This window comes from Nocardia africana NBRC 100379, assembly GCF_001612635.1.
In the GTDB taxonomy this organism is placed as follows: domain Bacteria; phylum Actinomycetota; class Actinomycetes; order Mycobacteriales; family Mycobacteriaceae; genus Nocardia; species Nocardia africana.
Window position 1 is genome coordinate 14,796 of sequence record NZ_BDAV01000003.1, and the last position, 21,924, is coordinate 36,719.

The following is a 21,924-nucleotide window of genomic DNA, read 5'->3' on the forward strand; positions in this document are numbered from 1 at the left end:
GTCACCACCGGACCGCCGGGCCCGGCACGGATCAGGAGAACTGTTCGCGCAGATCGCGTTTGAGAATTTTGCCGGTGACGTTCTTGGGGAGCGTATCGACGAATTCTACTCGCCGCGGGACCTGGAATTTGCCCAGGTGTTCGCGGCAACCGGCGATGATGTCCTCGGCCGTGGCGGTCGCGTTGTCACGCAGGACGACCACGGCGCACACCACCTCACCCCAGGTGTCGTCGCGGACGCCGATGGCGGCGGCCTCGGCGACCTGCGGGTTCCGGTACAGCGCCTGTTCGACCGTCAGCGAGGCGACGTTCTCACCGCCGCTGATGATCAGATCCTTCTTCCGGTCGACGATGTAGACGAAGCCCTCCTCGTCCTGCCGGACCATATCGCCGGTGCGGAACCAGCCGTCGGTGAACGACTCCGCGGTCGCCCGGGGATCGTTCCAGTAGCCGAGGGTCACCTGGTCCGCGCGCACCACCATCTCGCCGATCTGCCCCCGCGCGATATCGGCGAAATTCTCGTCGACGATGCGAATATCGGCCAGCCGCATGGGCTTTCCCGCCGAGGCGAGTAGATGGGTCTCCCCGCGCGCCGCCCGCCGGTGCGCCTGCTCGTCCAGATGCAGGACGTTTCCGGCGAGTTCGGTCATACCCATGCCCTGGTAGAAGTCGCAGCCGAACCGCTCCAGTCCCGCGCGCAGCACCGCGGACGGGATGGCGGAGGAGCCGTAGCCGATCGCCTGCAGCGTCTTCAGCGAATGCCGCTCCAACGCCGGATCCTGCAGCAGAAAGTTGATCATCGTCGGCGCCAGGCCGGTCTGGGTCACCTGCCATTCGTCGACCAGCCGCAGGAAAGTCGCATTGTCGTAGGCACGCAGGATGCCCACGGTGGCGCCGATCAGATGGTTGACCAGCACCACATAGCCGCCGACATGGCACAGCGGGAAGCAGAACAGGAAAACCGTCTCCTCCGCGACGCTCCACTGCAGCGCCGAAGAGGTCACGCCCGCCAGCAGATTGCGATGCGAGACCATGACACCCTTCGGCGCGCCGGTCGTCCCGCTGGTGTAGACCAGCCACGCCACATCGTCGGGATCGGGACGGTAGGCAGGCGCCGCGGCCGACGCCGTACCGGCGAACTCGTCCCATCCGAGCGTGCCCGGTGCGGCGCCGATCGACACCACCGTGGTCACCGACGGGATCCGGTCACGGATGCGGTCCACCAGATCGGTGAATTCCGCGGCGACGATCAGGACCCGGGCGCCGGAATGCTCGATCAGGCCGGCGATCTGATCCTCGTGCAATCGGAAGTTGAGGATCGTCAACGCCATTCCCGCCATCGGAACGCCGTAGTAGCACTCCAGATACTGCGGGCAGTTCGCGGACAGGATCGCCACGCGGTCGCCCGGCTCCGCCACACCGAGCAGCGCATTCGCGAGGCGGCGGCAGCCGTCGCGCAACCGCCGGTAATCGATCGCCTCCTGCTCGAAGCGCACCGCGATCCGGTCGGGGTGTTTGCGCGCGCCGTATTCGACGATGTCACCGATCAGCATGCGTCCGAACTCCTTGCCGATTCGAAATCCATGGCAGCTGCGCCCTTCTCACCGAATCGCGAGCGGGTTGATCGGTGAGCCGACCCCGCGGGTGAACTGCAGGGGCGGACCGGCGTAGAAGAAGTCCCAGCGCCCGTCGCCCGCGCAGGCCCCCGCCAGATCCTCGAAGTCGAGCATCTCCGCGAGGGTCAGGCCCATATCGCGGATGAGCACCATATGCAGTTCGAAGGCGGTGCCGGGATGTTCGCCGGGCATCACCTCGACCGCCCAGTTGTCGGAGCCGACGACGGCGACGTCCTTGTCGCGCAGCCAGGTCGCACACGCCAGGCTCAGGCCCGGCTCACCGGCCATGAAGCCCTGCGGGTCACCGTCGGTGAGGAACTTCTTGCGCCAGCCCGTGCGGATCAACAGGATGTCACCGGCGCCGATATCCACGCCCTGCGCGGCCGCGACGGTGTCGAGCTCGTCGGGGCCGATCGCGGTGCCGGCCTCGAGCCAGTCCACGCCGCGATGACGGGCCACATCCAGCAGCACGCCGCGCCCGGCGATACCACCGGACTGGGTGTGGATACCGCATTTGTCCGCGCCCTTGACCGTCACCCCGGAGCCGGGATGTCCGTTGTACAGCTCGTCGTCGTAGTGCACGTGCGCCAGGGAGTCGTACTGGGAACCGGCCTGCAACGGCATGAAGACGAAATCGTCGGCCCATTTGAATCCGCCGGGAAGCACCTGCTCCTGGCCGTTCTCCGACATCAACCGGATCGGATTGATGCGCGCGCCGCCGGGCTGCGGGCCGTCACCGTCGAGCGGAATGCCGAGTTTGAAGGTCTCACCGGTGCGAATCAGCGCCGCGGCGGCCACCACCCGCTCGGGCGTGATCAGATTCGTGGTTCCGCGCTCGTCGTCGGTCCCCCACCGACCCCAATTGCTGACCTTCCGACCCAGAGCGCGCATATCGGGAACTTCAGGCACCGTTGCCTCCTGAACAATTTGTGACGTGACAGTCATGTCAACTTCGTGCCGCCAGTGTGTCCGACAGCACTCTCGGTGTCAATAGCCGGATGTCAGGTTCGACCCGGTCGCGACTCGGAGGCAGGGCCGCTACCGGCCACATATGGAAAGAGGCCCCGCGGTGCGCGGGGCCTCTTCCGTTTCACCGGACCGGTTTCGCCCGAAAGGCGAAGCGGCTCAGGAGATTCGCTCGATGATGGTGACGTTGGCCGTGCCGCCGCCCTCGCAGATGGTGAGCAGGCCGTAGCGGCCGTTCACGCGCTCGAGCTCGTTGAGCAGAGTGGCGAACAGCTTCGCGCCGGTGGCGCCCAGCGGGTGGCCCAGGGCGATCGCCCCGCCGTGCACGTTCACCTTGTCGGGGTTCGCGCCGGTCTCCTTCAGCCAGGCCAGCACCACGGAGGCGAAGGCCTCGTTGATCTCGACGACGTCGATGTCGTCGATGGTCAGCCCGGTCTGCTCCAACGCCCACTTGGTCGCCGGGATCGGCGCGGTGAGCATGTAGATCGGATCGGCGCCGCGGGCGCTGACGTGGTGGATGCGGGCACGTGGCTTCAGGCCGTATTCGGCGACGGCCCAGTCGGAGGCCAGCAGGGTGGCGCTGGCGCCGTCGGAGATCTGGCTGGCGACCGCGGCGGTCAGGCGGCTGCCCTCGCTGAGCGGCTTGAGTCCCGCCATCTTCTCCAGGCTGGTCTCGCGCGGTCCCTCGTCGATCCAGAAATCGCCGACCGGCACGATCTCGCGATCGAAGGCGCCCTCGGCGATGGCCTTGCGGGCGCGTTCGTGGCTGCGAAGTGCCCAGCGCTCCATATCTTCCCGGCTGATGTCCCACTTCTCGGCGATCAGTTGCGCACCGTTGAACTGCGAGACCTCACCGGTGCCGTAGCGGTGGTCCCAGCCTTTGGCGCCGACGAACGGCGAGTCGAAACCGTACTCCTTACCGGCCAGCATGGCGGCCGAGATCGGAATGGCGCTCATGTTCTGCACGCCGCCGGCGACGATCACCTCGGCGGTGCCGCTCATGATGGCCTGGGCGCCGAAATTGATCGCCTGCTGGCTGGATCCGCACTGACGGTCCACCGTGACGCCGGGCACCTCCTCCGGATATCCGGCCGCCAGCCACGCCGTGCGAGCGATGTTGCCGGCCTGCGGACCGATGGCGTCGACACAGCCGAAGATCACATCGTCGACATTGCCGGGGTCGATGGCGTTGCGGCCCAGCAAGCCCTGCAGTGCCGCCGCGCCGAGATCGGCGGGATGCACCCCGGCCAGCGCACCGCCGCGCTTACCGATCGGCGTCCGCACGGCATCGATGACGTAGGCCTCGCGCACCGGCGTGTACCGGCGGCGATCGGACGATGTGGACATGTAACGCTCCTATTCGGATGTGCCGGATTCGGCGCCGGACTGCGATGCTCCGGAATGGACTGCGCCGGAACGGTTCTCGGGGTTGGTGAGCCCGTCGAGCACGATGGTCAGATACTGCTTGGCCAGAGTGTCGGCGGTGATGCGGCCGCCGGGCTGATACCAGCGCACCGCGACCCAGACGGTGTCGCGGAGGAAACGGAAGGCGAGTTCGACATCGAGTTCCGGACGGAAGCTGCCGTCGCGCACGCCCTCGGTGAGCACATTGCGCCACAGCTCCCGGAATTCCCGGTTGTATTCCGCGATGTAGTCGAAACGCGGTGTGTCGCTGAGCCTTTTGGCCTCGGCCTGATAGATCGCGACCGCCGAATGCCAGCGGTCGAACGATTCACAGGAGGCGATGACCAGCGCCTCGAGCGTGGCTCGCGGCGAGAGATGGGAGGCGACGATCTCGCGGTAGCGGCCGAACAGATCGTCGAGGAAGCCGCGCAGGATCTCGTCCACCATCGCCTCTTTCGAGTCGAAGTGGTGGTAGAGACTGCCGGATAGAATCCCCGCCGCATCGGCGATATCGCGGACCGTGGTCGCACGCAGGCCGCGCTCGGCGAACAGGCCGGCGGCCAGGCCGAGCAACTCGTTGCGGCGTGCGGATTTGGAGGCCTCGGATGCGGTCACTCGGCCATAATACAACCAAGCATTTGCTTGGTCCATGGCGGTGGCTCACCGAATGGAATAGCGCAGCGGCGAGGACATCGACAGATCGATCAGCAGCCGATCGCAGATCTCGGGCGGCGGGATACCGGCCCGTTTCATCCGTGCCACCAGCGCGAGCCGGCGCTCACAGCTGTCCCATTCCACGAGCAGCGGTCCCCGGCCGGGTCCCGCGTCCACGGTCGCCATCGCCCGCGGCGGACCGCCGGGTTCCGGAATCTCGCTGAGTTTGAGCACGATGCCGCGCCGCCACGCCAGATACGTGTCGCGATCGGCGGCGCCCTCCAGTTTGCCGGTGGCCGCCGCCAGCCCCCGATCGATCCCGTCGGCGAAGGCGAGGCCATCGAACCGGAACCGCCGGCAGCGCCGGACCACCTCCAGCAGATCGGCGCGCACCTCGCACAGCAGTGCGGTCTGCTGCCGCCGCCGCTCCTCGCCAGGATCGGCCTCCCCCGGGCCGCAGCCGACTCCGATGCGCCGCACCCGCCGCCGATCGCGGGCCATATCCGCGCGCAAGGCGGCACGCGGATCGCGTGCCACCTCGGCCTCGTCGACCTCGTGCTCGTGCAGAATCTGCGCGGCGCGCGTCGCCGTCGCGTGCGTATCGGCGTGATCGAGCAATTCGGCACCCAGGGTGAGAGCGGCGAGCACGATGCTGTCCTGCCGCCGCCGCGCGAGCACCACCTCGCGGATCAACTCGAGTTCCAGTACGTCGTTGTCTTCCTGTCGACCGTCCAGACCCATGGGTCGTGGTCCCTTCGAACTATCGGAACCGGACGTTTTCAGGATCGCACAGGTAGGGCAGGTCAGCGCTACCCAATTTCGCACCGAACGCACCCCGGGCCGAAACCCCGCCGGAGCGGAGCGGAGGCCGAAAACTCAAGCGCGCTGGCTGCTGACCGAGACGACCTCGCCGGTCATGTAGGAGGTGTAGTCGCTGGCGAGCATCGCGATGGTGGCCGCGACCTCCCAGGGCTCGGCGGCCCGGCCGAACGCCTCGCCCGCGGCCAGCCGGTCGAGCAGTTCGGTGGAGCTGACCTTGTCCAGGAAGGGGTGGCGGGCGATGCTCGGCGCGACCGCGTTGATCCGCACGCCCAGTTCCGCGGCCTCCACGGCACTGCAGCGGGTCAATGCCATGACACCGGCCTTGGCGGCGGCGTAGTGGGCCTGGCCGTGCTGCGCCCGCCAGCCGAGCACGCTGGCGTTGTTGACGATCACGCCGCCGTGCCCGGCGGTGCGGAAGTAGTTCAGCGCGGCGCGGGTGCAACGGAAGGTGCCGTTCAGGGTGATGTCGAGGACGCGGTCCCACTGTTCGTCGGTCATGTCGACGACCGGCGTCTCACCACCCAGGCCGGCGTTGTTGACCACGATGTCGATGCGGCCCATGCGCTGTGCCGCGGCGCGGATCAGTTCGTCGACCTGTTCGGTACTGGTCACATCGCAGACCACCGAGGCGACCTTGCGCTGCGGGAATTCCGCGGCCAGCTCCTCCTCGGTCTGCTTCAGCCGGCGTTCGTGCCAATCGGAGACCACCACATCGGCGCCCTCGTCGAGCATGCGGCGGGCGGTGGCCGATCCGATACCCGTACCGGCGGCGGCGGTGATCACGGCGACCCGGCCGGCGAGCAGCCCGTGACCGGAGATCGGCTGGGGCGGAACCGAGAGATCAGGCACTGTAGGTCCTTCCTTACGACCGAATAGTGGCTTCGGCCAATGGTTTCCGGCCGGTCGTTCGGCCGGGCGAGGTGGTCAGCGGGCTTCCCGGGGCAGGCCGAGCACGCGTTCGGAGATGATGTTGCGCTGCACTTCGTTCGAGCCGCCGTAGATCGTGTCGGCGCGGGTGAACAGATAGAGGCGCTGCCATTGGTTCAGGTCGTCGGCGGGGTGCGGATCGAGGGCGGACCCGGTGCCGCCGACCGGAGGCCGGGCGATCAGGCCTTCGGCGCCCAGGACATCCATCGCCAGCTCGCCGAGGCCGCGATGCCAATTGGCCCACAACAGCTTCGAGACCGAGGCTTGGCCCGCGGCGGTGCGGGCGTCGACGTTCTGATGGGCCGATTCCAGGGTCCGCAGGGCGTGGGCGCGCAGGACGCGCAACCCCACCCACGCCTGATCGATGCGCTCGGCCAGGGCCGGATCCGCCAGGGCGCCATTGGCTTTCGCCACCGCCTCCAGATTCGACAGTTCGCGTGCGAAGCGGATCTGCTGGCCGACGGTGGAGATGCCGCGCTCGAAGGTCAAGGTGCCCATGGCGACTCGCCAGCCCTCACCGGGCTCGCCCACCACCAGGTCGGCGGCGGTGCGGGCGTTGTCGAAGAACACCTCGTTGAATTCGGCGGTTCCGGTGAGCTGGATGATCGGGCGTACCTCGATACCAGGCTGCTTCATCGGCACCAGCAGATAGGACAGGCCGTGGTGGCGGGTCGAGCCGGGTTCGGTGCGGGCGATGACGAAGCACCAGTCCGACAGATGCGCCAGCGAGGTCCAGATCTTCTGGCCGTTGATCGACCATTCGTCACCGTCGAGCCGGGCGCTGGTCGACACGTTCGCCAGGTCCGAACCGGCCCCGGGCTCGGAATATCCCTGACACCATAGTTCGGTGACCGAGCGGATTCCGGGCAGGAAGCGCTGTTTCTGCTCCTCGGTGCCGAAGGCGAGCAGGGTCGGCCCGAGCAGCTCCTCTCCCAGGTGCGAGACGCGCGCCGGGGCATTCGCACTCGCGTACTCCTCGTGGAAGATCACCTGCTGGCGCAGGGTCGCCGCCCGGCCGCCGTATTCGACCGGCCAGCCCAGGCAGGTCAGCCCCGCCGCGGCGAGGTGGCGGTCCCACTCCAGCCGCTCGTCGAAGGCTTCGTGCTCACTTCCGGGCCCGCCGAGCCCGCGCAGCTCGCGGAACTGCCCGTTCAGGTTCTCGGCCAGCCATTCCCGCACTTCGGCGCGGAATTCCTGGTCGGCTGCGTTTTCCGTACCGGGGGCCGCCGTGCCGGAGGCATCCGCACCGGCGGCGGAATCGGGGGTCTGGATCGCACTCACTCCGGTAGAGTAACCTACCAAGCACTTGCTTTGTAGGGCGGTGAGCTCTGCAGCGCGAATCGACCGACGGACCGAGCCGTCACCACGCCGGAGAAGCCGGCTGCTCGGCCCGTCGACCAGCGTGTAGAAGACGAGGACGACGTGACACCCCCTGTGCAGACCACCCCTCTCGCCCTGCACGAAGCCGCGCGCATCCACGGCGATGCGGCGGCGGTCAGCGACGGCGAGGTGCACCTGAGCTGGGTGCAACTACTCGAGGCCGTGCGGCAGACGGCGGGGGCGCTGATCGCGCGTGGAATCCAGCGCGGCGATCGGATCGCGATCTGGGCGCCCAACACCTGGCACTGGGTGGTGGCCGCGCTGGCCACGCACTACACCGGCGCCGCACTGGTCCCGCTCAACACCCGCTACGTCGCCGACGAGGCCGCCGATGTGATCGCCCGGGTCGATGCGAAGGCACTGTTCATCGCCGATCCGTTCCTGGGCCGCCGGCGCCTCGCGGAATTGCGCGCCGCCGCACCGGGATTGGCGGTCGGCACGGTCATCGTCATTCCGGCCGAGGGCGAATCGGCCTACGACGACGCCGTCGCCTGGTCGCAACTGGCCGAACTGGCCGCGCAGACGCCGGTGGAGAAGGTGATCGCGCGCGCGGAATCGGTCGAACCCGACGACATCGCCGACATCCTGTTCACCTCGGGCACCACCGGTCGCAGCAAGGGCACGCTCGTTGCCCAGCGCCAGGCACTCGATGTGGTGCGGGCCTGGGTGGAGCGGTCGACGCTGAACAGTTCCGATCGCTATCTGGTGATCCCGCCGTTCTTCCACAACTTCGGCTACAAGGCGGCCATCCTCGCCTGCCTGGTCACGGGCGCGACCATCGTCCCGCAGGCGACCTTCGACGTGCCGCAGACGATGCGGATGGTGCAGGAGCAGGCCATCACCGTATTGACCGGTCCGCCGACGATCTACCAGACCATCCTGGAACATCCCGCCCGCGCCGATTTCGATCTGAGCAGCCTGCGGGTCGCCGTCACCGGTGCGGCGACCGTACCGGTCGTGCTCGTCGAACGAATGCGCAGCGAACTGGAATTCGAGGTGGTCGTCACCGCGTACGGCCTCTCCGAATCCTCCGGCTTCGGCACCATGTGCCTGCCCGACGACGACCCCGAGACCATCGCCAACACCTCCGGTGCGGCCATGGCCGGATTCGAGGTGCGCATCGGCGATCACGGCGAGGTGTTGCTGCGCGGGCCGAACGTGATGGCCGGCTACCTCGACGATCCCGAGGCCACCGCCAAGACCATCGACGCCGAGGGCTGGTTGCACACCGGCGATGTCGGAATCCTCGACGAGCGCGGCTATCTCAAGATCACCGACCGGCTCAAGGACATGTACATCTCCGGCGGCTTCAACGTCTACCCGGCCGAGATCGAGCAGACGCTGGCCCGTCTCGACGGCGTCGCCGAATCCGCCGTGATCGGGGTGCCGGACGAGCGGATGGGCGAGGTCGGCAAGGCCTACATCGTGCGCCGGGCGGGCGCCGACCTGTCCGAAGACGACGTCATCGCCTACGCGAAGAAGACCCTGGCCAATTTCAAGGTGCCGCGATTCGTGGAGTTCCGGGACCGGCTGCCCTACAGCGCCGCCGGCAAGGTGCTCAAGCGGCAACTACGTGAGGAGATCTCGTGACCACAGACGCAACCCCCGCGCCGATTCCGGACGAGGGCGAGGTCGTCACCTACGAGCGCCGCGGTCCGATCGCCCTGGTCACGATGAACCGGCCGGACTACCGCAACGCCCAGAATTCGGTGATGACCTACGCGCTCGACGCCGCTTTCACGCGCGCGGTCGAGGATGCCGAGGTCAAGGTGATCATCCTGGCCGGCAGCGGAAAACACTTCAGCGCCGGGCACGACATCGGCACGCCCGGACGCGACCACCACATCGAATACGACAACAAGGCCGCACTGTGGTGGGACCACGTCGACCGGCCCGGGGGCGATCAGCGCTTCGCCCGGGAGCTCGAGGTCTACCTCGGCATGTGCCGGCGCTGGCGCGAGATTCCCAAGCCCACCATCGCGATGGTGCAGGGCGCCTGCATCGCGGGCGCGATGATGCTGGCGTGGGTGTGCGACATGATCGTCGCCGCCGACGACGCGTTCTTCTCCGATCCCGTTGTGCGGATGGGCATTCCGGGCGTCGAGTACTTCGCGCACCCGTGGGTGCTGGGCCCGCGGCGGGCCAAGGAGGTGCTGTTCACCGGTGATCGGTTCAGCGCCGAGCAAGCCTACGAATGGGGCATGGTCAATCGGGTCGTGCCCCGCTCCGAATTGGAGTCGCACACCCTCGAGCTGGCCGAGAGGATCGCCACCATGCCGCAATTCGGCTTGGCGCTGACCAAGAAGGCCGTCAACCAGTGCGAGGACCTGATGGGCATGCGCGCCGGCATGGACTCGGTCTTCGGCCTGCACCACTTCGCCCACGCCCACAACGCCGAAGTCGGCACCGACTCGCTGGCCGGTATGACCGCCAAGTCGATGAAGGCGACCGCAACCACCGCAGAACGGAGCGGCAAGTAGATGGATCTCGAACTCGATTCGGCCGCAGCGCAATTCCAGCTCGAAGTACGGGAATTCCTGCGCGCGAACGTCCCCGCGGAACCGCTGCCGTCGATGGACACCCGGGAAGGTTTCGAGGCGCATCGCGCCTGGGAGCACACCCTCGCCGACGCGCGACTCTCGGTGGTGTCGTGGCAGCGCGAATACGGCGGGCGCGACGCCTCGCTGCTCGAATGGGTGCTGTTCGAGGAGGAGTACTACGCCGCGGGCGCGCCCGGGCGGGTGAGCCAGAACGGCATCTTCCTGCTGGCCCCCACCCTGTTCGAACACGGCACGCCGGAACAGCTCGAGCGCATCCTGCCGAGAATGGCTCGCGCCGACGACATCTGGGCGCAGGCATGGTCGGAGCCCGAGGCCGGTAGCGACCTCGCGGGCATCCGCTCCAGCGCGAAGCGGGTCGAGGGCGGCTGGGTGCTCAACGGGCAGAAGACCTGGAGTTCGCGAGCTTCGTTCGCGGACTGGGCCTTCGGCCTGTTCCGCAGCGATCCGGAGGCGGAGCGGCACAAGGGCCTCACCTATGTGATGTTCCCGCTGTCGGCCGACGGCGTCACGGTGCGGCCCATCCCGCAGCTCGACGGCGAACCCGGTTTCGCGGAGATCTTCCTGGACGACGTCTTCGTCCCCGATCGCGACGTGATCGGCGAACCCGGCGCGGGCTGGCGGGTGGCGATGAGCACCTCCAGCAACGAACGCGGCCTCTCGCTGCGCAGCCCCGGGCGATTCAACGCCACCGCCGCGCGCTTGATCGACCTGTGGCGCGAGACCGCCGATCCGGCCGACACCGCGGCCCGCAACCGCGTGGTCGACGCGTGGATCGGCGCGGAGGCCTACCGGCTCAACACCCTGGGCACCGTGACCCGGTTGTCCGAGGGCGGCAAACTCGGCGCGGAATCGTCGATCAACAAGGTCTTCTGGTCCGAACTCGATATCGCGATGCACGAGACCGCCCTGGATCTGCTCGGCGCCTCGGCCGAGCACAGCAGCGCCTGGACCGACGGCTACCTGTTCTCGCTGGCGGGCCCGATCTACGCCGGTACCAACGAGATTCAGCGCAATATCGTCGCCGAGCGCCTGCTCGGGCTCCCGCGTTGAGATCCGCCATGTGCCACCCCGCCTCCCCGCGCCGCACCCCCGAATGGACCCACCGATGAGATTTGCACTGTCCCCCGAACAACGCGACTTCGCCGACAGCCTGCGCAAGATGTGTGATGCCGCGGGTACGCCCGCCGTCATCCGCAACTGGAACGGCGGCGGCGCCCGTGGTGGCCGGGCACTGATCCGGCAACTGGCCGGCGCCGGCGCCATGGGCCTGGCCGTGTCCGAGGAATACGACGGGATGGGCGCCGAGACCATCGATCTGGTGGTGGCGTGCCGGGAATTCGGCCGGGCCGCGGTGCCGGGACCGGTGATCGAGACGGCCGCGGTGCTTCCGGCGCTGTTGCAGGCGCTCGACGATTCCGGTCCGGCGCGGCGATGGCTGCCCGGGTTCGCCGAGGGTGAATCGCTCGGCACCATCGCGCTCTCGCCGCGGACACCGGCCCTCGACGCCGATTCCGCCGATGTGGTGCTGGTCGTGGACGGTGACAAGCTGTGCACGGCTCGCCGCGGCGACCGGATCGAATCGGTGGACGCGGCACGGCGGCTGTATACGGTGAGCCCGGACGAGGTGGTGGCCCAGGGCGATTCGGTGCTCGCCGCGGCCGAGACGGCGTTCGACGCCGGCGCGCTGGCGGCGGCGGCACAGCTGCTCGGCGCGGGTAACGCGATGCTGGCCACCAGCGTCGCGTATGTGATCCAGCGGCATCAGTTCGGGCAGCCGATCGGGCGCTACCAGGCCATCAAACACCATCTGGCCGACGCGAAGATCGGCCTCGACATGGCCGAACCGCTGCTGTACCGCGCGGCTTTGAGCTTCGATACCGCCGACCGCGCTCGCGACGTCTCGGCGGCCAAGTTCGCCTGCGCGGAGGCCGCGTACCGGACGGCGCGAATCGCCCTGCAGGTGCACGGCGCCATCGGTTACACGGCCGAATGCGATCTGTCGCTGTGGCTGACCAAGGTGACCGCGCTCCGATCCGCCTGGGGCACTGCCGATTTCCATCGCTCCCGGATCGCCGCGGCACTGCGTACGCCGGTGGCGGCCGGCGCATGAACCACCGAAACGACGAGACGGGAGTACGGCGATGACCGATACCGCGGAACTGCAGGAATTGGCCGCGACCGTCCGCGCCGTCCTCACCCGCCATGGCGACCGGGCCGCGCTGCGCCGGGCGATCGACAGCGAACTCGGCTACGACGAGCGGCTGTGGCACCTGCTGTGTGAGCAGGTGGGGGTGGCCGCGCTGGCGATTCCGGAGGAGTTCGGCGGCGTCGGCGCCGACATCGATACGGCGCTGGTGGTGATCGAGGAACTCGGGCGCACACTGCACAACCCGCCGATGCTCGGGTCAGCGGTCCTCGGTGTCCAGGCGCTGCTCGCGACGGGTGATGCCGACGCGGCGCGACGATTGCTGCCCGGCGTCGCCGAGGGCACGCGGACGCTCGCGGTCTGCTGGGCGGACGACAAGGGCTGGGCGACAGGCTCTGCCGGAAGTGCAAGCGCAGCTCGCGGACCCGCGGGATACGCGGTGCGGGCCGACGGCGACGCACTGACCGGGACCGCGCACTACGTCCTCGACGGCGCCAACGCCCACACCCTGCTGGTGGTGACGGCCGACGGGCTCTACGAAATCGACGCCACCGCACCGGGAGTCACCCGCACCGTCGTGCGGACCATGGATCCGACCCGGCGCCTGAGCACCGTCGCCCTCGACCGCGCGGCGGCCACCCGGCTGGGCGGGGATGCGGACGCGATCACGGCCCGCCTGCGGGCGGTCGCCTGGACCGCCCTGGCCGCCGAACAGGTCGGCGCGTCCGATCAATGCCTCGACACGACCGTGGAGTACAGCAAGTCGCGCGTGCAGTTCGGCCGCCCGATCGGCAGTTTCCAAGCGCTGAAGCACCGCATGGCCGATATGTACGTGCTGGTCGAGTCGGCCCGCTCGGCCGCGTACGCCGCGATCGCGGATCTGGATCGACCGGTGTCGGCGGAGACGACGCTCGACCTCGAGTCGGCGCGGATCCACTGCTCGCACGCGTTCCGTTCGGTGGTGTCGGAGACCGTGCAGATGCACGGCGGTATCGCCATCACCTGGGAGCACGACGCGCACTTGTACTTCAAGCGGGCGCACGGCGATGCCGAACTGTTCGGGATGCCGGGACGGCCGCTCGCCCGGCCCGCCTGATCCGCCAGGCAACCCGCGCGGCCGCACTCGCGTACTCGACCCCGCACCCTACGGTCGCGGGGTCGAGCCGTGTTCGCGTCGCTGACCTGCCGAAACGAGCTGTGCGCGACGTCACGGGAGAATAGATAGTTAGGCTATGTACATACATAGTTAGCTTATGTAACATAATTGTCGTGCAGTCGAACGAGTCGCCCACCCTCCCCGATCCGGCCCGGAGCTCGGTCTCCGCCTCGGATCCGGCCGAGGTGCTCATGGTCGACATCGCCGTCACCGCCGCGCGGCTCACTCGACTGGCCGGCACGCTGGGAACCCGAGCGCTCCCGCGTGCGATGGTGCGGGCGCTGTCCACGCTCGAAGAGCACGGTCCGCTGCGAATCAGCGAATTCGCGGAGATCGACGGTTGCTCCCAGCCCTCGGCAACGGCGCTGATCGGCCGGCTGACATCCGCCGGACTCGCGGCACGCACCAAAGACCCCGACGACTCCAGAGCCGTGGTCGTCGAGCTGACGCCGGCGGGGCGCGAACAGTTGTCCGTGTCCCGCCGCGCGTTCGGCACCGCCCTCGCGGCCCGGTTGCCCGACTTCGGCATCGACCGGCTCAGCCACCTGAACCATGAGCTGACCGATCTCCTCGAAGCCCTGAAATCGGCTGCACCGCACACAGTCTCGAAGTAGGAGCGTTGATGAGCATCACTCTCTCATCACCGACCGCGACCGAGGCGACGACCACTCCGAAGACCAAGCAGCCCAAATCGGTATGGGCAGTAGCTTTCGCCTCGGTCATCGCCTTCATGGGTATCGGCCTGGTGGATCCGATTCTGAAACCGATCGGCGAACAGCTGCACGCGTCCCCCTCACAGGTCACCCTGCTCTTCACCAGTTACATGCTGGTCACGGGTGTCGCGATGCTGATCACCGGCGTGGTGTCGAGCCGCTTCGGCGCCAAGAAGACGCTGCTCGCGGGCCTGGCCATCATCGTCGTCTTCGCCGCGCTGGCGGGGTCGTCGGGCACGGTCGGGCAGATCGTCGGCTTCCGCGCCGGCTGGGGTCTGGGTAACGCGCTGTTCATCGCGACCGCATTGGCCACCATCGTGGGCGCGGCCAGCGGCGGGGTCGCCCGCGCCATCATCCTGTACGAGGCGGCACTGGGCATCGGTATCGCCGCCGGGCCGCTGGTCGGCGGATTCCTGGGCGGATTCAGCTGGCGCGCACCGTTCTTCGGTGTCGCCGTCCTGATGGCGGTGGCGTTCGTCGCGATCGTCGTGCTGCTGCCGGAGATGCCGAAGCCGGCCCACCACACCTCGATCACGGCGCCGTTCAAGGCCTTACGGCACCGCGGACTGCTGCTGGTCAGCATCACCGCCCTGCTCTACAACTACGGCTTCTTCACCCTGCTCGCCTACACCCCGTTCCCGCTGAACATGGGCACCTATTCGATCGGGTTCATCTTCTTCGGCTGGGGTTTGCTGCTGGCGCTCGCGTCGGTGGTCTTCGCACCGCGACTGCAGCGCATGTTCGGCACCGTGCCCATGATCGCGACCGCGCTGACGCTGTTCGCCGCCGATCTGGCCGCGATGGCGATCTGGGCCGATCACAAGCCGGTGCTGATCGTGGGCACCGTACTGGCGGGCCTGTTCCTCGGCGTGAACAACACCCTGATCACCGAGGCCGTGATGATCTCCGCCCCGGTGGAACGCTCCACCGCCTCGGCCGCCTACAGCTTCGTCCGGTTCGTCGGTGGCGCCGCCGCCCCGTATCTGGCCGGCAAGCTCGGCGAACATCAGATGGCCCTGCCGTTCTGGGTCGGCGCCGCGTGCACCGCGGTCGGTGTCCTGGTGCTGCTCGGCGGCCGGTCGGCCCTGTCCCACGTGGACGACCACGACCCGGCCGAACACAGCCCGGCCGAAGCCGAAGCGATCACCGTCGGCGACGACTGACCGAACTCGTCGTCCCGAGCGGCCCACCCCGTCGCCGGGACGACACCCTCCGCTGCGGTACCCCTTCTCTGACCGCAACGGCGGTGAGCCGGAATCCCCTCGCGAAACCCGCAGGGGATTCCGGCCTTTCCCTAACCCGACGGATGGGACCCCTCGAAGGTCTCGAAGATCGAATACGGTCGCATCAAACCGTCTCTCGAAGACATCACCGCGTATTGCCGTGACTGTAACGCCCACGAGCAACTGGCGGACCTGCACGCTACCCGGCAGAACATAGATACCGCGTACCTCGAATGGCGGAAAGTCCTCGGCACCGGAACCAAGCGGCGACAGCAAGCGTCGATAAAGTGGGAATCCGAGGCACGAATCCTTCGATCGTTCGAGCCGTCGTTGATTCCGGGCCTCTTACAGACCGCCGAGTACGCCACCGGGATTCTCCGAAAAGTCATCGAATTCCAACAGATACCCGACGACTTGGACGCCGGTGTAGCCAAGCGGATGGAACGTCAGCAAGTCCTGTACAAGCGAGACCACCTGTTTCATTTCCTCATCGGGGAACAGGCCTTGTACACCACAGTCGGAGACAACCAAGCCATGCTCGGTCAGCTCGACCGGCTTTTGGCAGTCCAAGGCATGCCCCGAATAACTATCGGGATCATCCCGTTCATGGCACCCTTCGAGACGGCCACGACCGGGTTCTGGATGTTCGATTCGACGATGGTTCTGGTAGAGACGGTAACCGCAGAGCTGAACGTCACCCAACCGCGGGAGGTCCGGGTATATCACCGGACGTTCGACACACTCGCGGCTCAGTCCGTCACCGGCGAAGAGGCCCGGACACTGATCCACAGAGCTATTCGCGCACGCGATTCGCACAGGCAGCCCGCTTCATCGGACCACCGATGACCGACCTACGGAGGTATCGCGTCACCTTCCGCGCGTACCGTGGTGAAATGACCGAGACCAATCGGGGGCGGGTACGGACCGAGGCGGGGCACCGGCGGGTTCGGGCCTATGTGGGTGGGCATGTCGTCGCGGACACCATTCGTCCGCTGCTCGTCTGGGAGAGTCCCTACTACCCGACGTACTACGTGCCGGTGGAGGATGTTCGCGCGGAACTGGTCGCGACCGGATCGACCAAGCACTCCACGAGTCGCGGCGAGGGCGACATCTACGACGTGGTGATCGGTGATACCACCAGACCCGCTGCGGCCCTTCGTTATCCGGAGTCACCGATCCCGGAGCTGCGTGAGCACATCCGCTTGGAGTGGGAACAGATGGATCGGTGGTTCGAGGAGGACGAGCCGATCTCCGTTCATCCGCGCAATCCCTATACACGCGTCGACATCCTCGCCAGTTCCCGCACCGTGCGGGTGGAACTCGGCGGAGAGGTGGTGGCGGAATCGGATTCGCCGCACATCCTCTACGAGACCGGGCTCGTCCCGCGCTACTACCTGCCGCTGACCGACGTGCGGATGGATCTGCTCACGCCCTCGGCCACCACGACGAGCTGTCCCTACAAGGGCACCGCCGAGTACTACAACATCCGCATCGGCGAGACCGAATATCCCGATCTGGTCTGGTACTACCGCACTCCCCTGCCGGAGAGTCAGAAGGTTGCCGGGCTGGTGTGCTTCTACAACGAGAAGGTCGAACTGTACGTCGACGGGGTCCGGCAGGAGCATTCCACTCCGTTCAGCTGAATCGGCGCATCCTCACACCGCGAGGACGGGCGGCAACTCCTCCGCGTGGCGGTAACGCCCGGGGGCCAGGGTGTACTCGCGCTTGAACGCCTTGGCGAACGCGAATTCGGAACCGTAGCCGACGCGGTGCGCGATCGCCGCGATCGGCAGGTCGGTCTCGCGCAGCAGGCGTGCGGCGGTGAGCATGCGCCAGCGGGTCAGATACGACAACGGCGCCTCGCCGACGGTCGCGGCGAACCGGCGGGTCAGGGTGGCGCGGGATACTCCCGCCACCGCGCCCAGCTCGGGAACGGTCCAGGCCCGCGCGGGCTCGGAGTGGATGGCGCGCAGCGCGGCCGACACCGCCGGATCGGCGAAAGCGCCTGCCCAGCCGGAGGTTTCGGCCCGCTCGTACCAGGATCGCAGGACGAACAGCAGCAGCGTATCCAGTAGCGCGGGTACCGCGGCATCGGTGCCCGGCCGCGGTTCGGTGAGTTCGCCGACGAGCAGATCCACTGCGGCACGCAGCGCCGGGTAGCGGTCCGGATCGGCGGGCAGGTGCAGGAAGTCGGGCAGTTGATCCAGCAGGGGGTGACGGCGACTCCGGCTGACCTCGTACGCACCGCACAGCAGGGTGGTCCGCGATCCCGGCCCGGGAATCTCACGCGGCTCACCCGGGGTCGCCACCTCGGTGATCGCGCTGTGCGGGCTGTCCGCGATCACATGCGCCGCACCGCGCGGCATGAACAGCACATCGCCCGGCCCCATCTCCACCGGCTCCGACTCCGGTGCCAGCAACCAGCATTCGCCCTGCAGCACGATGTGGAAACCGGCGCCCGGCACCAGTGGATATCGCCTCCCCCACGGTGCATGCCGCACGAACAGTCCCGAGGCGGGCACCCCGGTCCGCACCGCCGCCACCGTCTCACTCAAGATATCCACACGCTGCCTCACTCGGCCGATCTCACACCGCGACGATCACCAGCATGCTGACCGCTCCGATCACGGTCAACGCACCCACCGGACGCCGCAGCGCCCAGCACGCGCCCACACGAAACAGCGGAGGGCGGCCACCGGGAAAGGTGCCCGCCCTCGGCGATTGCCCGGACCTACAACCAGGTGTCCAGGGTGGTGGTGGTGAGGAAGTGTTCGAGGTCGGCCCGCCAGGGGGCGGGTGTGGTCTTCTCGGGTTCGATGGCGGTGTACTGGCCGCGGTAGAAGAGAAGCGGCCTGCCGGAGTCCGTGGACTCCGACAGGGCCAGTACCCGGCCGATCACGATGTAGTGATCGCCGCCGTCGACGACGCTGTCCACCGTGCACTGGATCGTGGCCAGCGCGTCGTCCAGGACCGGAAGTCCCAGCTCCGTAGTGCTCCAGCCGATTCCGGCGAACTTGTCGGGTTCGCGGGAACCGAAGCGGGCACACACCTGTTGTTGTTCCTCGGCCAGGACGTTCACACAGAACCGTCCCGACTGCTCGATCGCGGCCCAGGACCGCGACCCCTTGGTGGGGCAGAACAGCACCAGCGGCGGGTCGAGGGAGAGGGCGGCGAAGGACTGACAGGCGAAACCGATCGGCGCCCGCTCGGCGTCCTCGGCCTCGGTGAAGGTGGTGATCACCGTGATACCGGTGCAGAACTGCCCCAGCACATTCCGGAACTGCCGGCCGTCGATCTCCGGGTATTCGCCCGTGGCGGTCATGGTTGTCGCCCTCTCCGCGCTCGCTACTTGAATCCCACCGTGAAGTCGTGACCCCACAGGCTCACCGCGGTGGATTCCCGCGCGATCCAGGAGTGGTCGTCGACTTCCAAACCCTCACAGCCGAATTCGATGTCGAATCCGCCGGGGGTCTTCATGTAGAACGACAACATCTTGTCGTTGATGTGCCGGCCGAGGGTGGCCGACATCTTGACCTTCTTGCGCAGTGCGCGATCCAGGCACAGTCCGACGTCGTCGGAATTCTCCACCTCGACCATGAGGTGCACGATGCCGGTCGGATTCGGCAGCGGCAGGAACGCCAGCGCGTGGTGGCGGGGGTTGCAACCGTAGAAGCGCAGCCATGCCGGGTCGCCGTCGGCGGGCCGGCCGACGACCTGCGGTGGCAGCCGCATCGAATCGCGCAGCCGGAACCCCAGCACATCCTGGTAGAAAGCCTGCGCTTCGGCATCGTCGTTGCAGGTCAGCACGACATGTCCCAGGCCCTGTTCGGCGGTGACGAACTTGTGACCGTAGGGGCTGACGAAGCGCCGGGCCAGGTACTGGGCGCCGTAGAAGGCCTCGAGCGTATTGCCGGAGGGATCCTGGAAGCGGATCATGCCCTCGACGCGCCGCTCCGCGAGCTCGTCCTTGGTGCCCTCCTCGAAGGCGACGTCGGCCTTGGTCAGCGTCTCCCGAAGTCGTTGCAGCCCAGGGGCGTCGGTGACCTCCCAGCCCGAGACCTGCAGGCGGTCCTTCTCGCCCGGCACGATCACCAGGCGGGCGGGGAAATCGTCCATCCGCAGATAGAGGGCATCCGGATTCGGCCCGTCCGCCTCCATCATGCCGAGCACCTTGAGCCCGTACTCGCGCCAGGCGGCCACGTCGGTCGCCTCGATGCGCATGTAACCGAGCGCACGAATACTCATCGGGCCTCCTTCACACCGAAGAGGAAATCGGTTGCCAGCCGGTTGAATTCGTCGAACTTCTCCAGCTGCGCCCAGTGCCCGCAACCGCCGAACACGTGCAGCTGCGCGCGCGGGATGGTCTTCAGTGCCACCAGCGCACCGTCGAGCGGATTCACCCGATCCTCGCGGCCCCAGATGAGCAGCACCGGCTGGCGCAGCTTGTACGCCTCCCGCCACAGCATGCCCTTCTCGAAGTCCGCACTGGCGAACGACTTACCCATCGCGCGGGTCGCGGCCAGCGCTTCGGGCGTGCCGGCCGAGGCGAAACGCTCGTCGAGCAGTTCCGGCGTGATCAGCGACTGGTCGAAGACCATGATCCGCAGGAACTTCTCCAGATTGTCGCGGGTGGGCTCGACGTTGAACTTACCCAGCGCCTTGACGCCCTCGGTGGGGTCCGGCGCGAACAGGTTGGTGCTCAGTCCACCCGGTCCCATCAGGACCAGCTTGCCGGCCCGGTCCGGATAATCGAGCGCGAAGCGCACCGCCGCGCCGCCGCCGAGCGAATTGCCCAGCAGGTGAACGCGTTCGGTGATGCCCAGGGTGTCGAGCAGGTCCTTCAGCGCCGAGGCGCTGTGCACGAAGTACTGCGGGTGGTCGGTCGGCTTGTCCGACTGCCCGAAGCCCGGCTGATCGACGGCCAGCACGTGGAAGTGCTGCGCCAGCACCGGAATGTTGCGCGCGAAGTTCGACCACGACGAGGCGCCCGGGCCACCGCCGTGCAGCAGCACGATGGTGGGACCGTTGCCCTCGCCGGCCTCGTGGTAGTGCAGCTTCAGATCCGGGCGGACCTGAGCGAACTTCGAGGTGGACTCGTAGGTCAGCTCCGAGACGGCGGTCATCACACCATCCCGTCGGTGACCGGCAGGCCGAACGCGTGGGTGCCGTACATCATGTAGGCGCGCTCGGGATCGTTGGCGGCGTGCACGCGACCGGCGTGCGCGTCACGCCAGAACCGCTGCAGCGGAGTGCCGTTCGCGAGTGCGGTGGCGCCCGAGCTCTCGAACAGCTTGTCGATCGAGGCGATGGCCCGGCCGGTGGCGCGGACCTGATCGCGGCGCGCCGCCACGCGCAGGTCGAACGGAATCTCCTCGCCGGCGACCAGCAGCTTGTACTCGTCGGCGACATTGCCCGACAGCTGGCGCCACGCGGCGTCGATATCGCTGGCGGCCTCGGCGATGCGCACCTTGGCGAACGGGTCGTCCTTGGCCTTCTCACCGGCGTAGGCCGCGCGCAGGCGCTTGCCCTGATGCTCCACGTGCGCGTCCAGCGCGCCGTAGGCCATGCCGACGATCGGGGTGGAGATGGTGGTGGGATGGATGGTGCCCCACGGCATCTTGTAGACCGGGTCCGTGTTCTGCTGCAGACCGGGCGCGGTCAGGTCGTTCATGCTCTTGTAGCTGAGGAAGCGGTGCCGCGGCACGAAGACGTTCTCCAGCACCAGCGTGTTGGAGCCGGTGCCCTTGAGGCCCACCACGTTCCACACGTCGTCGATGCGGTAGTCGGTGCGCGGAACCAGGAAGCTGCCGAAGTCGACCGGCTTGCCGTCCTTGATCACCGGACCGCCGACGAAGGTCCAGGTGGCGTGATCGCTACCCGACGACCAGGCCCAGGAGCCGTTGACGATGTAGCCGTCGCCGCTCTCGGTCACCACACCCGCGCCCATCGGGGCGTAGGAGGAGGAGATGCGGACCTGGGTGTCCTCACCCCAGACCTCTTCCTGTGCCCGCTGGTCGAACAGCGCCAGATGCCAGTTGTGCACGCCGATGATGCCGGCCACCCAGCCGGTGGAACCGCAGGCGCTGGCGATCTTACGCACGGTGTCGTAGAACACGACCGGATCGGCGGCGTATCCGCCCCACTGGCGCGGCTGCAGCAGCTTGAAGAAACCGGTCTCCTGCAGCGCCTTCATGGTCTCGTCGGGAATCCGGCGCAGATCTTCTGCCTCCTGCGCCTGTTCGCGCAGCTTCGGCAACAGCGCTTCGACCCGCTCGGTCACTTCTTGCGTCATCTCGGGGGCTGCTCCTGCCTGATCGAAATCGGAACGGGTGTATCGGTCGCATTCCGTTCTGCGGA

The 21,924-nt window shown here is 67.7% G+C and carries 21 protein-coding genes; 9 read left to right on the forward strand and 12 right to left on the reverse strand.

The genetic code is table 11. The features are described 5' to 3' along the window. Nucleotides 1–31: 31 nt before the first annotated feature. From NA3_RS03150 to NA3_RS03180, 7 genes are all read right to left on the reverse strand, one after another. Nucleotides 32–1,552, reverse strand: coding sequence for a long-chain-fatty-acid--CoA ligase (locus NA3_RS03150; RefSeq protein WP_062962073.1), 1,521 nt, complete (start codon nt 1,550–1,552; stop codon nt 32–34). Nucleotides 1,553–1,600: 48 nt separating this feature from the next. Continuing rightward, entirely contained in the window at nt 1,601–2,506 is a 906-nt protein-coding gene (locus NA3_RS03155; protein ID WP_062962074.1) for a cyclase family protein, read from the reverse strand. A gap of 234 nt (nt 2,507–2,740) precedes the next feature. Beyond that, nucleotides 2,741–3,892 carry an acetyl-CoA C-acetyltransferase gene (locus NA3_RS03160; RefSeq protein WP_039775916.1) on the reverse strand — a complete coding sequence of 384 codons (1,152 nt, stop codon included), beginning with the start codon at nt 3,890–3,892 and terminating at the stop codon, nt 2,741–2,743. A gap of 45 nt (nt 3,893–3,937) precedes the next feature. After that, the gene (locus NA3_RS03165) at nt 3,938–4,600 is read right to left on the reverse strand and encodes a TetR/AcrR family transcriptional regulator (RefSeq protein ID WP_227995396.1); all 663 of its coding nucleotides are present in this window, start codon (nt 4,598–4,600) and stop codon (nt 3,938–3,940) included. A 45-nt stretch (nt 4,601–4,645) separates the two neighbouring features. Further along, on the reverse strand, nt 4,646–5,380 hold the full coding sequence (locus tag NA3_RS03170) for a hypothetical protein (RefSeq protein ID WP_062962076.1): 735 nt from the start codon (nt 5,378–5,380) through the stop codon (nt 4,646–4,648). Between the two features lie 135 nt (nt 5,381–5,515). Continuing rightward, nucleotides 5,516–6,310, reverse strand: a complete 795-nt coding sequence (locus NA3_RS03175) for an SDR family oxidoreductase (protein WP_062962077.1) — start codon at nt 6,308–6,310, stop codon at nt 5,516–5,518. Between the two features lie 75 nt (nt 6,311–6,385). Further along, nucleotides 6,386–7,567, reverse strand: a complete 1,182-nt coding sequence (locus NA3_RS03180; RefSeq protein ID WP_233427269.1) for an acyl-CoA dehydrogenase family protein — start codon at nt 7,565–7,567, stop codon at nt 6,386–6,388. Between the two features lie 243 nt (nt 7,568–7,810). Between NA3_RS03180 and NA3_RS03185 the strand changes: the two genes are divergently transcribed. The 9 genes from NA3_RS03185 (at nt 7,811) to NA3_RS03225 (ending at nt 17,210) form a co-directional block, all read left to right on the forward strand. Then, nucleotides 7,811–9,358, forward strand: a complete 1,548-nt coding sequence (locus NA3_RS03185; RefSeq protein WP_062962078.1) for a FadD3 family acyl-CoA ligase — start codon at nt 7,811–7,813, stop codon at nt 9,356–9,358. Beyond that, nucleotides 9,355–10,248, forward strand: a complete 894-nt coding sequence (locus NA3_RS03190; protein WP_258562111.1) for an enoyl-CoA hydratase — start codon at nt 9,355–9,357, stop codon at nt 10,246–10,248. The genes NA3_RS03185 and NA3_RS03190 overlap by 4 nt, the downstream gene beginning before the upstream one ends. Then, nucleotides 10,249–11,379 (forward strand): acyl-CoA dehydrogenase family protein, encoded by a 1,131-nt coding sequence (locus NA3_RS03195; protein WP_062962079.1) that lies wholly within the window; start codon nt 10,249–10,251, stop codon nt 11,377–11,379. A gap of 55 nt (nt 11,380–11,434) precedes the next feature. Then, a complete protein-coding gene (locus tag NA3_RS03200) occupies nt 11,435–12,439 on the forward strand; it encodes an acyl-CoA dehydrogenase family protein (RefSeq protein WP_062962080.1) in 1,005 nt (334 codons plus the stop codon). Between the two features lie 31 nt (nt 12,440–12,470). Next, nucleotides 12,471–13,571: an acyl-CoA dehydrogenase family protein gene (locus NA3_RS03205; RefSeq protein ID WP_062962081.1), complete on the forward strand. Its 1,101-nt coding sequence runs from the start codon at nt 12,471–12,473 to the stop codon at nt 13,569–13,571. A gap of 173 nt (nt 13,572–13,744) precedes the next feature. Beyond that, entirely contained in the window at nt 13,745–14,245 is a 501-nt protein-coding gene (locus tag NA3_RS03210; RefSeq protein WP_227995397.1) for a MarR family winged helix-turn-helix transcriptional regulator, read from the forward strand. Between the two features lie 8 nt (nt 14,246–14,253). After that, entirely contained in the window at nt 14,254–15,507 is a 1,254-nt protein-coding gene (locus tag NA3_RS03215) for an MFS transporter (RefSeq protein ID WP_062962082.1), read from the forward strand. Between the two features lie 390 nt (nt 15,508–15,897). Then, nucleotides 15,898–16,413 carry a DUF5753 domain-containing protein gene (locus NA3_RS39190; RefSeq protein WP_062962083.1) on the forward strand — a complete coding sequence of 172 codons (516 nt, stop codon included), beginning with the start codon at nt 15,898–15,900 and terminating at the stop codon, nt 16,411–16,413. Between the two features lie 47 nt (nt 16,414–16,460). Next, entirely contained in the window at nt 16,461–17,210 is a 750-nt protein-coding gene (locus NA3_RS03225; protein ID WP_062962183.1) for a DUF427 domain-containing protein, read from the forward strand. Between the two features lie 12 nt (nt 17,211–17,222). Here the strand turns inward: NA3_RS03225 and NA3_RS03230 are convergent, their stop codons facing one another. From NA3_RS03230 to hsaA, 5 genes are all read right to left on the reverse strand, one after another. Next, entirely contained in the window at nt 17,223–18,131 is a 909-nt protein-coding gene (locus NA3_RS03230; RefSeq protein ID WP_062962084.1) for an AraC family transcriptional regulator, read from the reverse strand. A 167-nt stretch (nt 18,132–18,298) separates the two neighbouring features. After that, a complete protein-coding gene (gene hsaB, locus NA3_RS03235) occupies nt 18,299–18,889 on the reverse strand; it encodes a 3-hydroxy-9,10-secoandrosta-1,3,5(10)-triene-9,17-dione monooxygenase reductase subunit (protein ID WP_062962085.1) in 591 nt (196 codons plus the stop codon). 23 nt (nt 18,890–18,912) lie between these two features. After that, nucleotides 18,913–19,812: an iron-dependent extradiol dioxygenase HsaC gene (gene hsaC, locus NA3_RS03240; RefSeq protein WP_030517282.1), complete on the reverse strand. Its 900-nt coding sequence runs from the start codon at nt 19,810–19,812 to the stop codon at nt 18,913–18,915. Then, entirely contained in the window at nt 19,809–20,690 is an 882-nt protein-coding gene (hsaD, locus tag NA3_RS03245; protein ID WP_062962086.1) for a 4,5:9,10-diseco-3-hydroxy-5,9,17-trioxoandrosta-1(10),2-diene-4-oate hydrolase, read from the reverse strand. The genes hsaC and hsaD overlap by 4 nt, the downstream gene beginning before the upstream one ends. Beyond that, a complete protein-coding gene (hsaA, locus tag NA3_RS03250) occupies nt 20,690–21,859 on the reverse strand; it encodes a 3-hydroxy-9,10-secoandrosta-1,3,5(10)-triene-9,17-dione monooxygenase oxygenase subunit (protein WP_062962087.1) in 1,170 nt (389 codons plus the stop codon). Before hsaA ends, hsaD begins: the two co-directional genes overlap by 1 nt. Nucleotides 21,860–21,924: the final 65 nt, after the last annotated feature.

Bases quoted from the DNA above. Each gene is read 5' to 3' on its own strand.
- hsaA (WP_062962087.1), bottom strand. From the start codon at position 21,859: ATGACGCAAGAAGTGACCGAGCGGGTCGAAGCGCTGTTGCCGAAGCTG.
- NA3_RS03150 (WP_062962073.1), bottom strand. From the start codon at position 1,552: ATGCTGATCGGTGACATCGTCGAATACGGCGCGCGCAAACACCCCGAC.
- NA3_RS03170 (WP_062962076.1), bottom strand. From the start codon at position 5,380: ATGGGTCTGGACGGTCGACAGGAAGACAACGACGTACTGGAACTCGAG.
- NA3_RS03195 (WP_062962079.1), top strand. From the start codon at position 10,249: ATGGATCTCGAACTCGATTCGGCCGCAGCGCAATTCCAGCTCGAAGTA.
- hsaC (WP_030517282.1), bottom strand. From the start codon at position 19,812: ATGAGTATTCGTGCGCTCGGTTACATGCGCATCGAGGCGACCGACGTG.
- NA3_RS03225 (WP_062962183.1), top strand. From the start codon at position 16,461: ATGACCGAGACCAATCGGGGGCGGGTACGGACCGAGGCGGGGCACCGG.
- hsaD (WP_062962086.1), bottom strand. From the start codon at position 20,690: ATGACCGCCGTCTCGGAGCTGACCTACGAGTCCACCTCGAAGTTCGCT.
- NA3_RS03155 (WP_062962074.1), bottom strand. From the start codon at position 2,506: ATGCGCGCTCTGGGTCGGAAGGTCAGCAATTGGGGTCGGTGGGGGACC.
- NA3_RS03200 (WP_062962080.1), top strand. From the start codon at position 11,435: ATGAGATTTGCACTGTCCCCCGAACAACGCGACTTCGCCGACAGCCTG.
- NA3_RS03205 (WP_062962081.1), top strand. From the start codon at position 12,471: ATGACCGATACCGCGGAACTGCAGGAATTGGCCGCGACCGTCCGCGCC.
- NA3_RS03215 (WP_062962082.1), top strand. From the start codon at position 14,254: ATGAGCATCACTCTCTCATCACCGACCGCGACCGAGGCGACGACCACT.
- hsaB (WP_062962085.1), bottom strand. From the start codon at position 18,889: ATGACCGCCACGGGCGAATACCCGGAGATCGACGGCCGGCAGTTCCGG.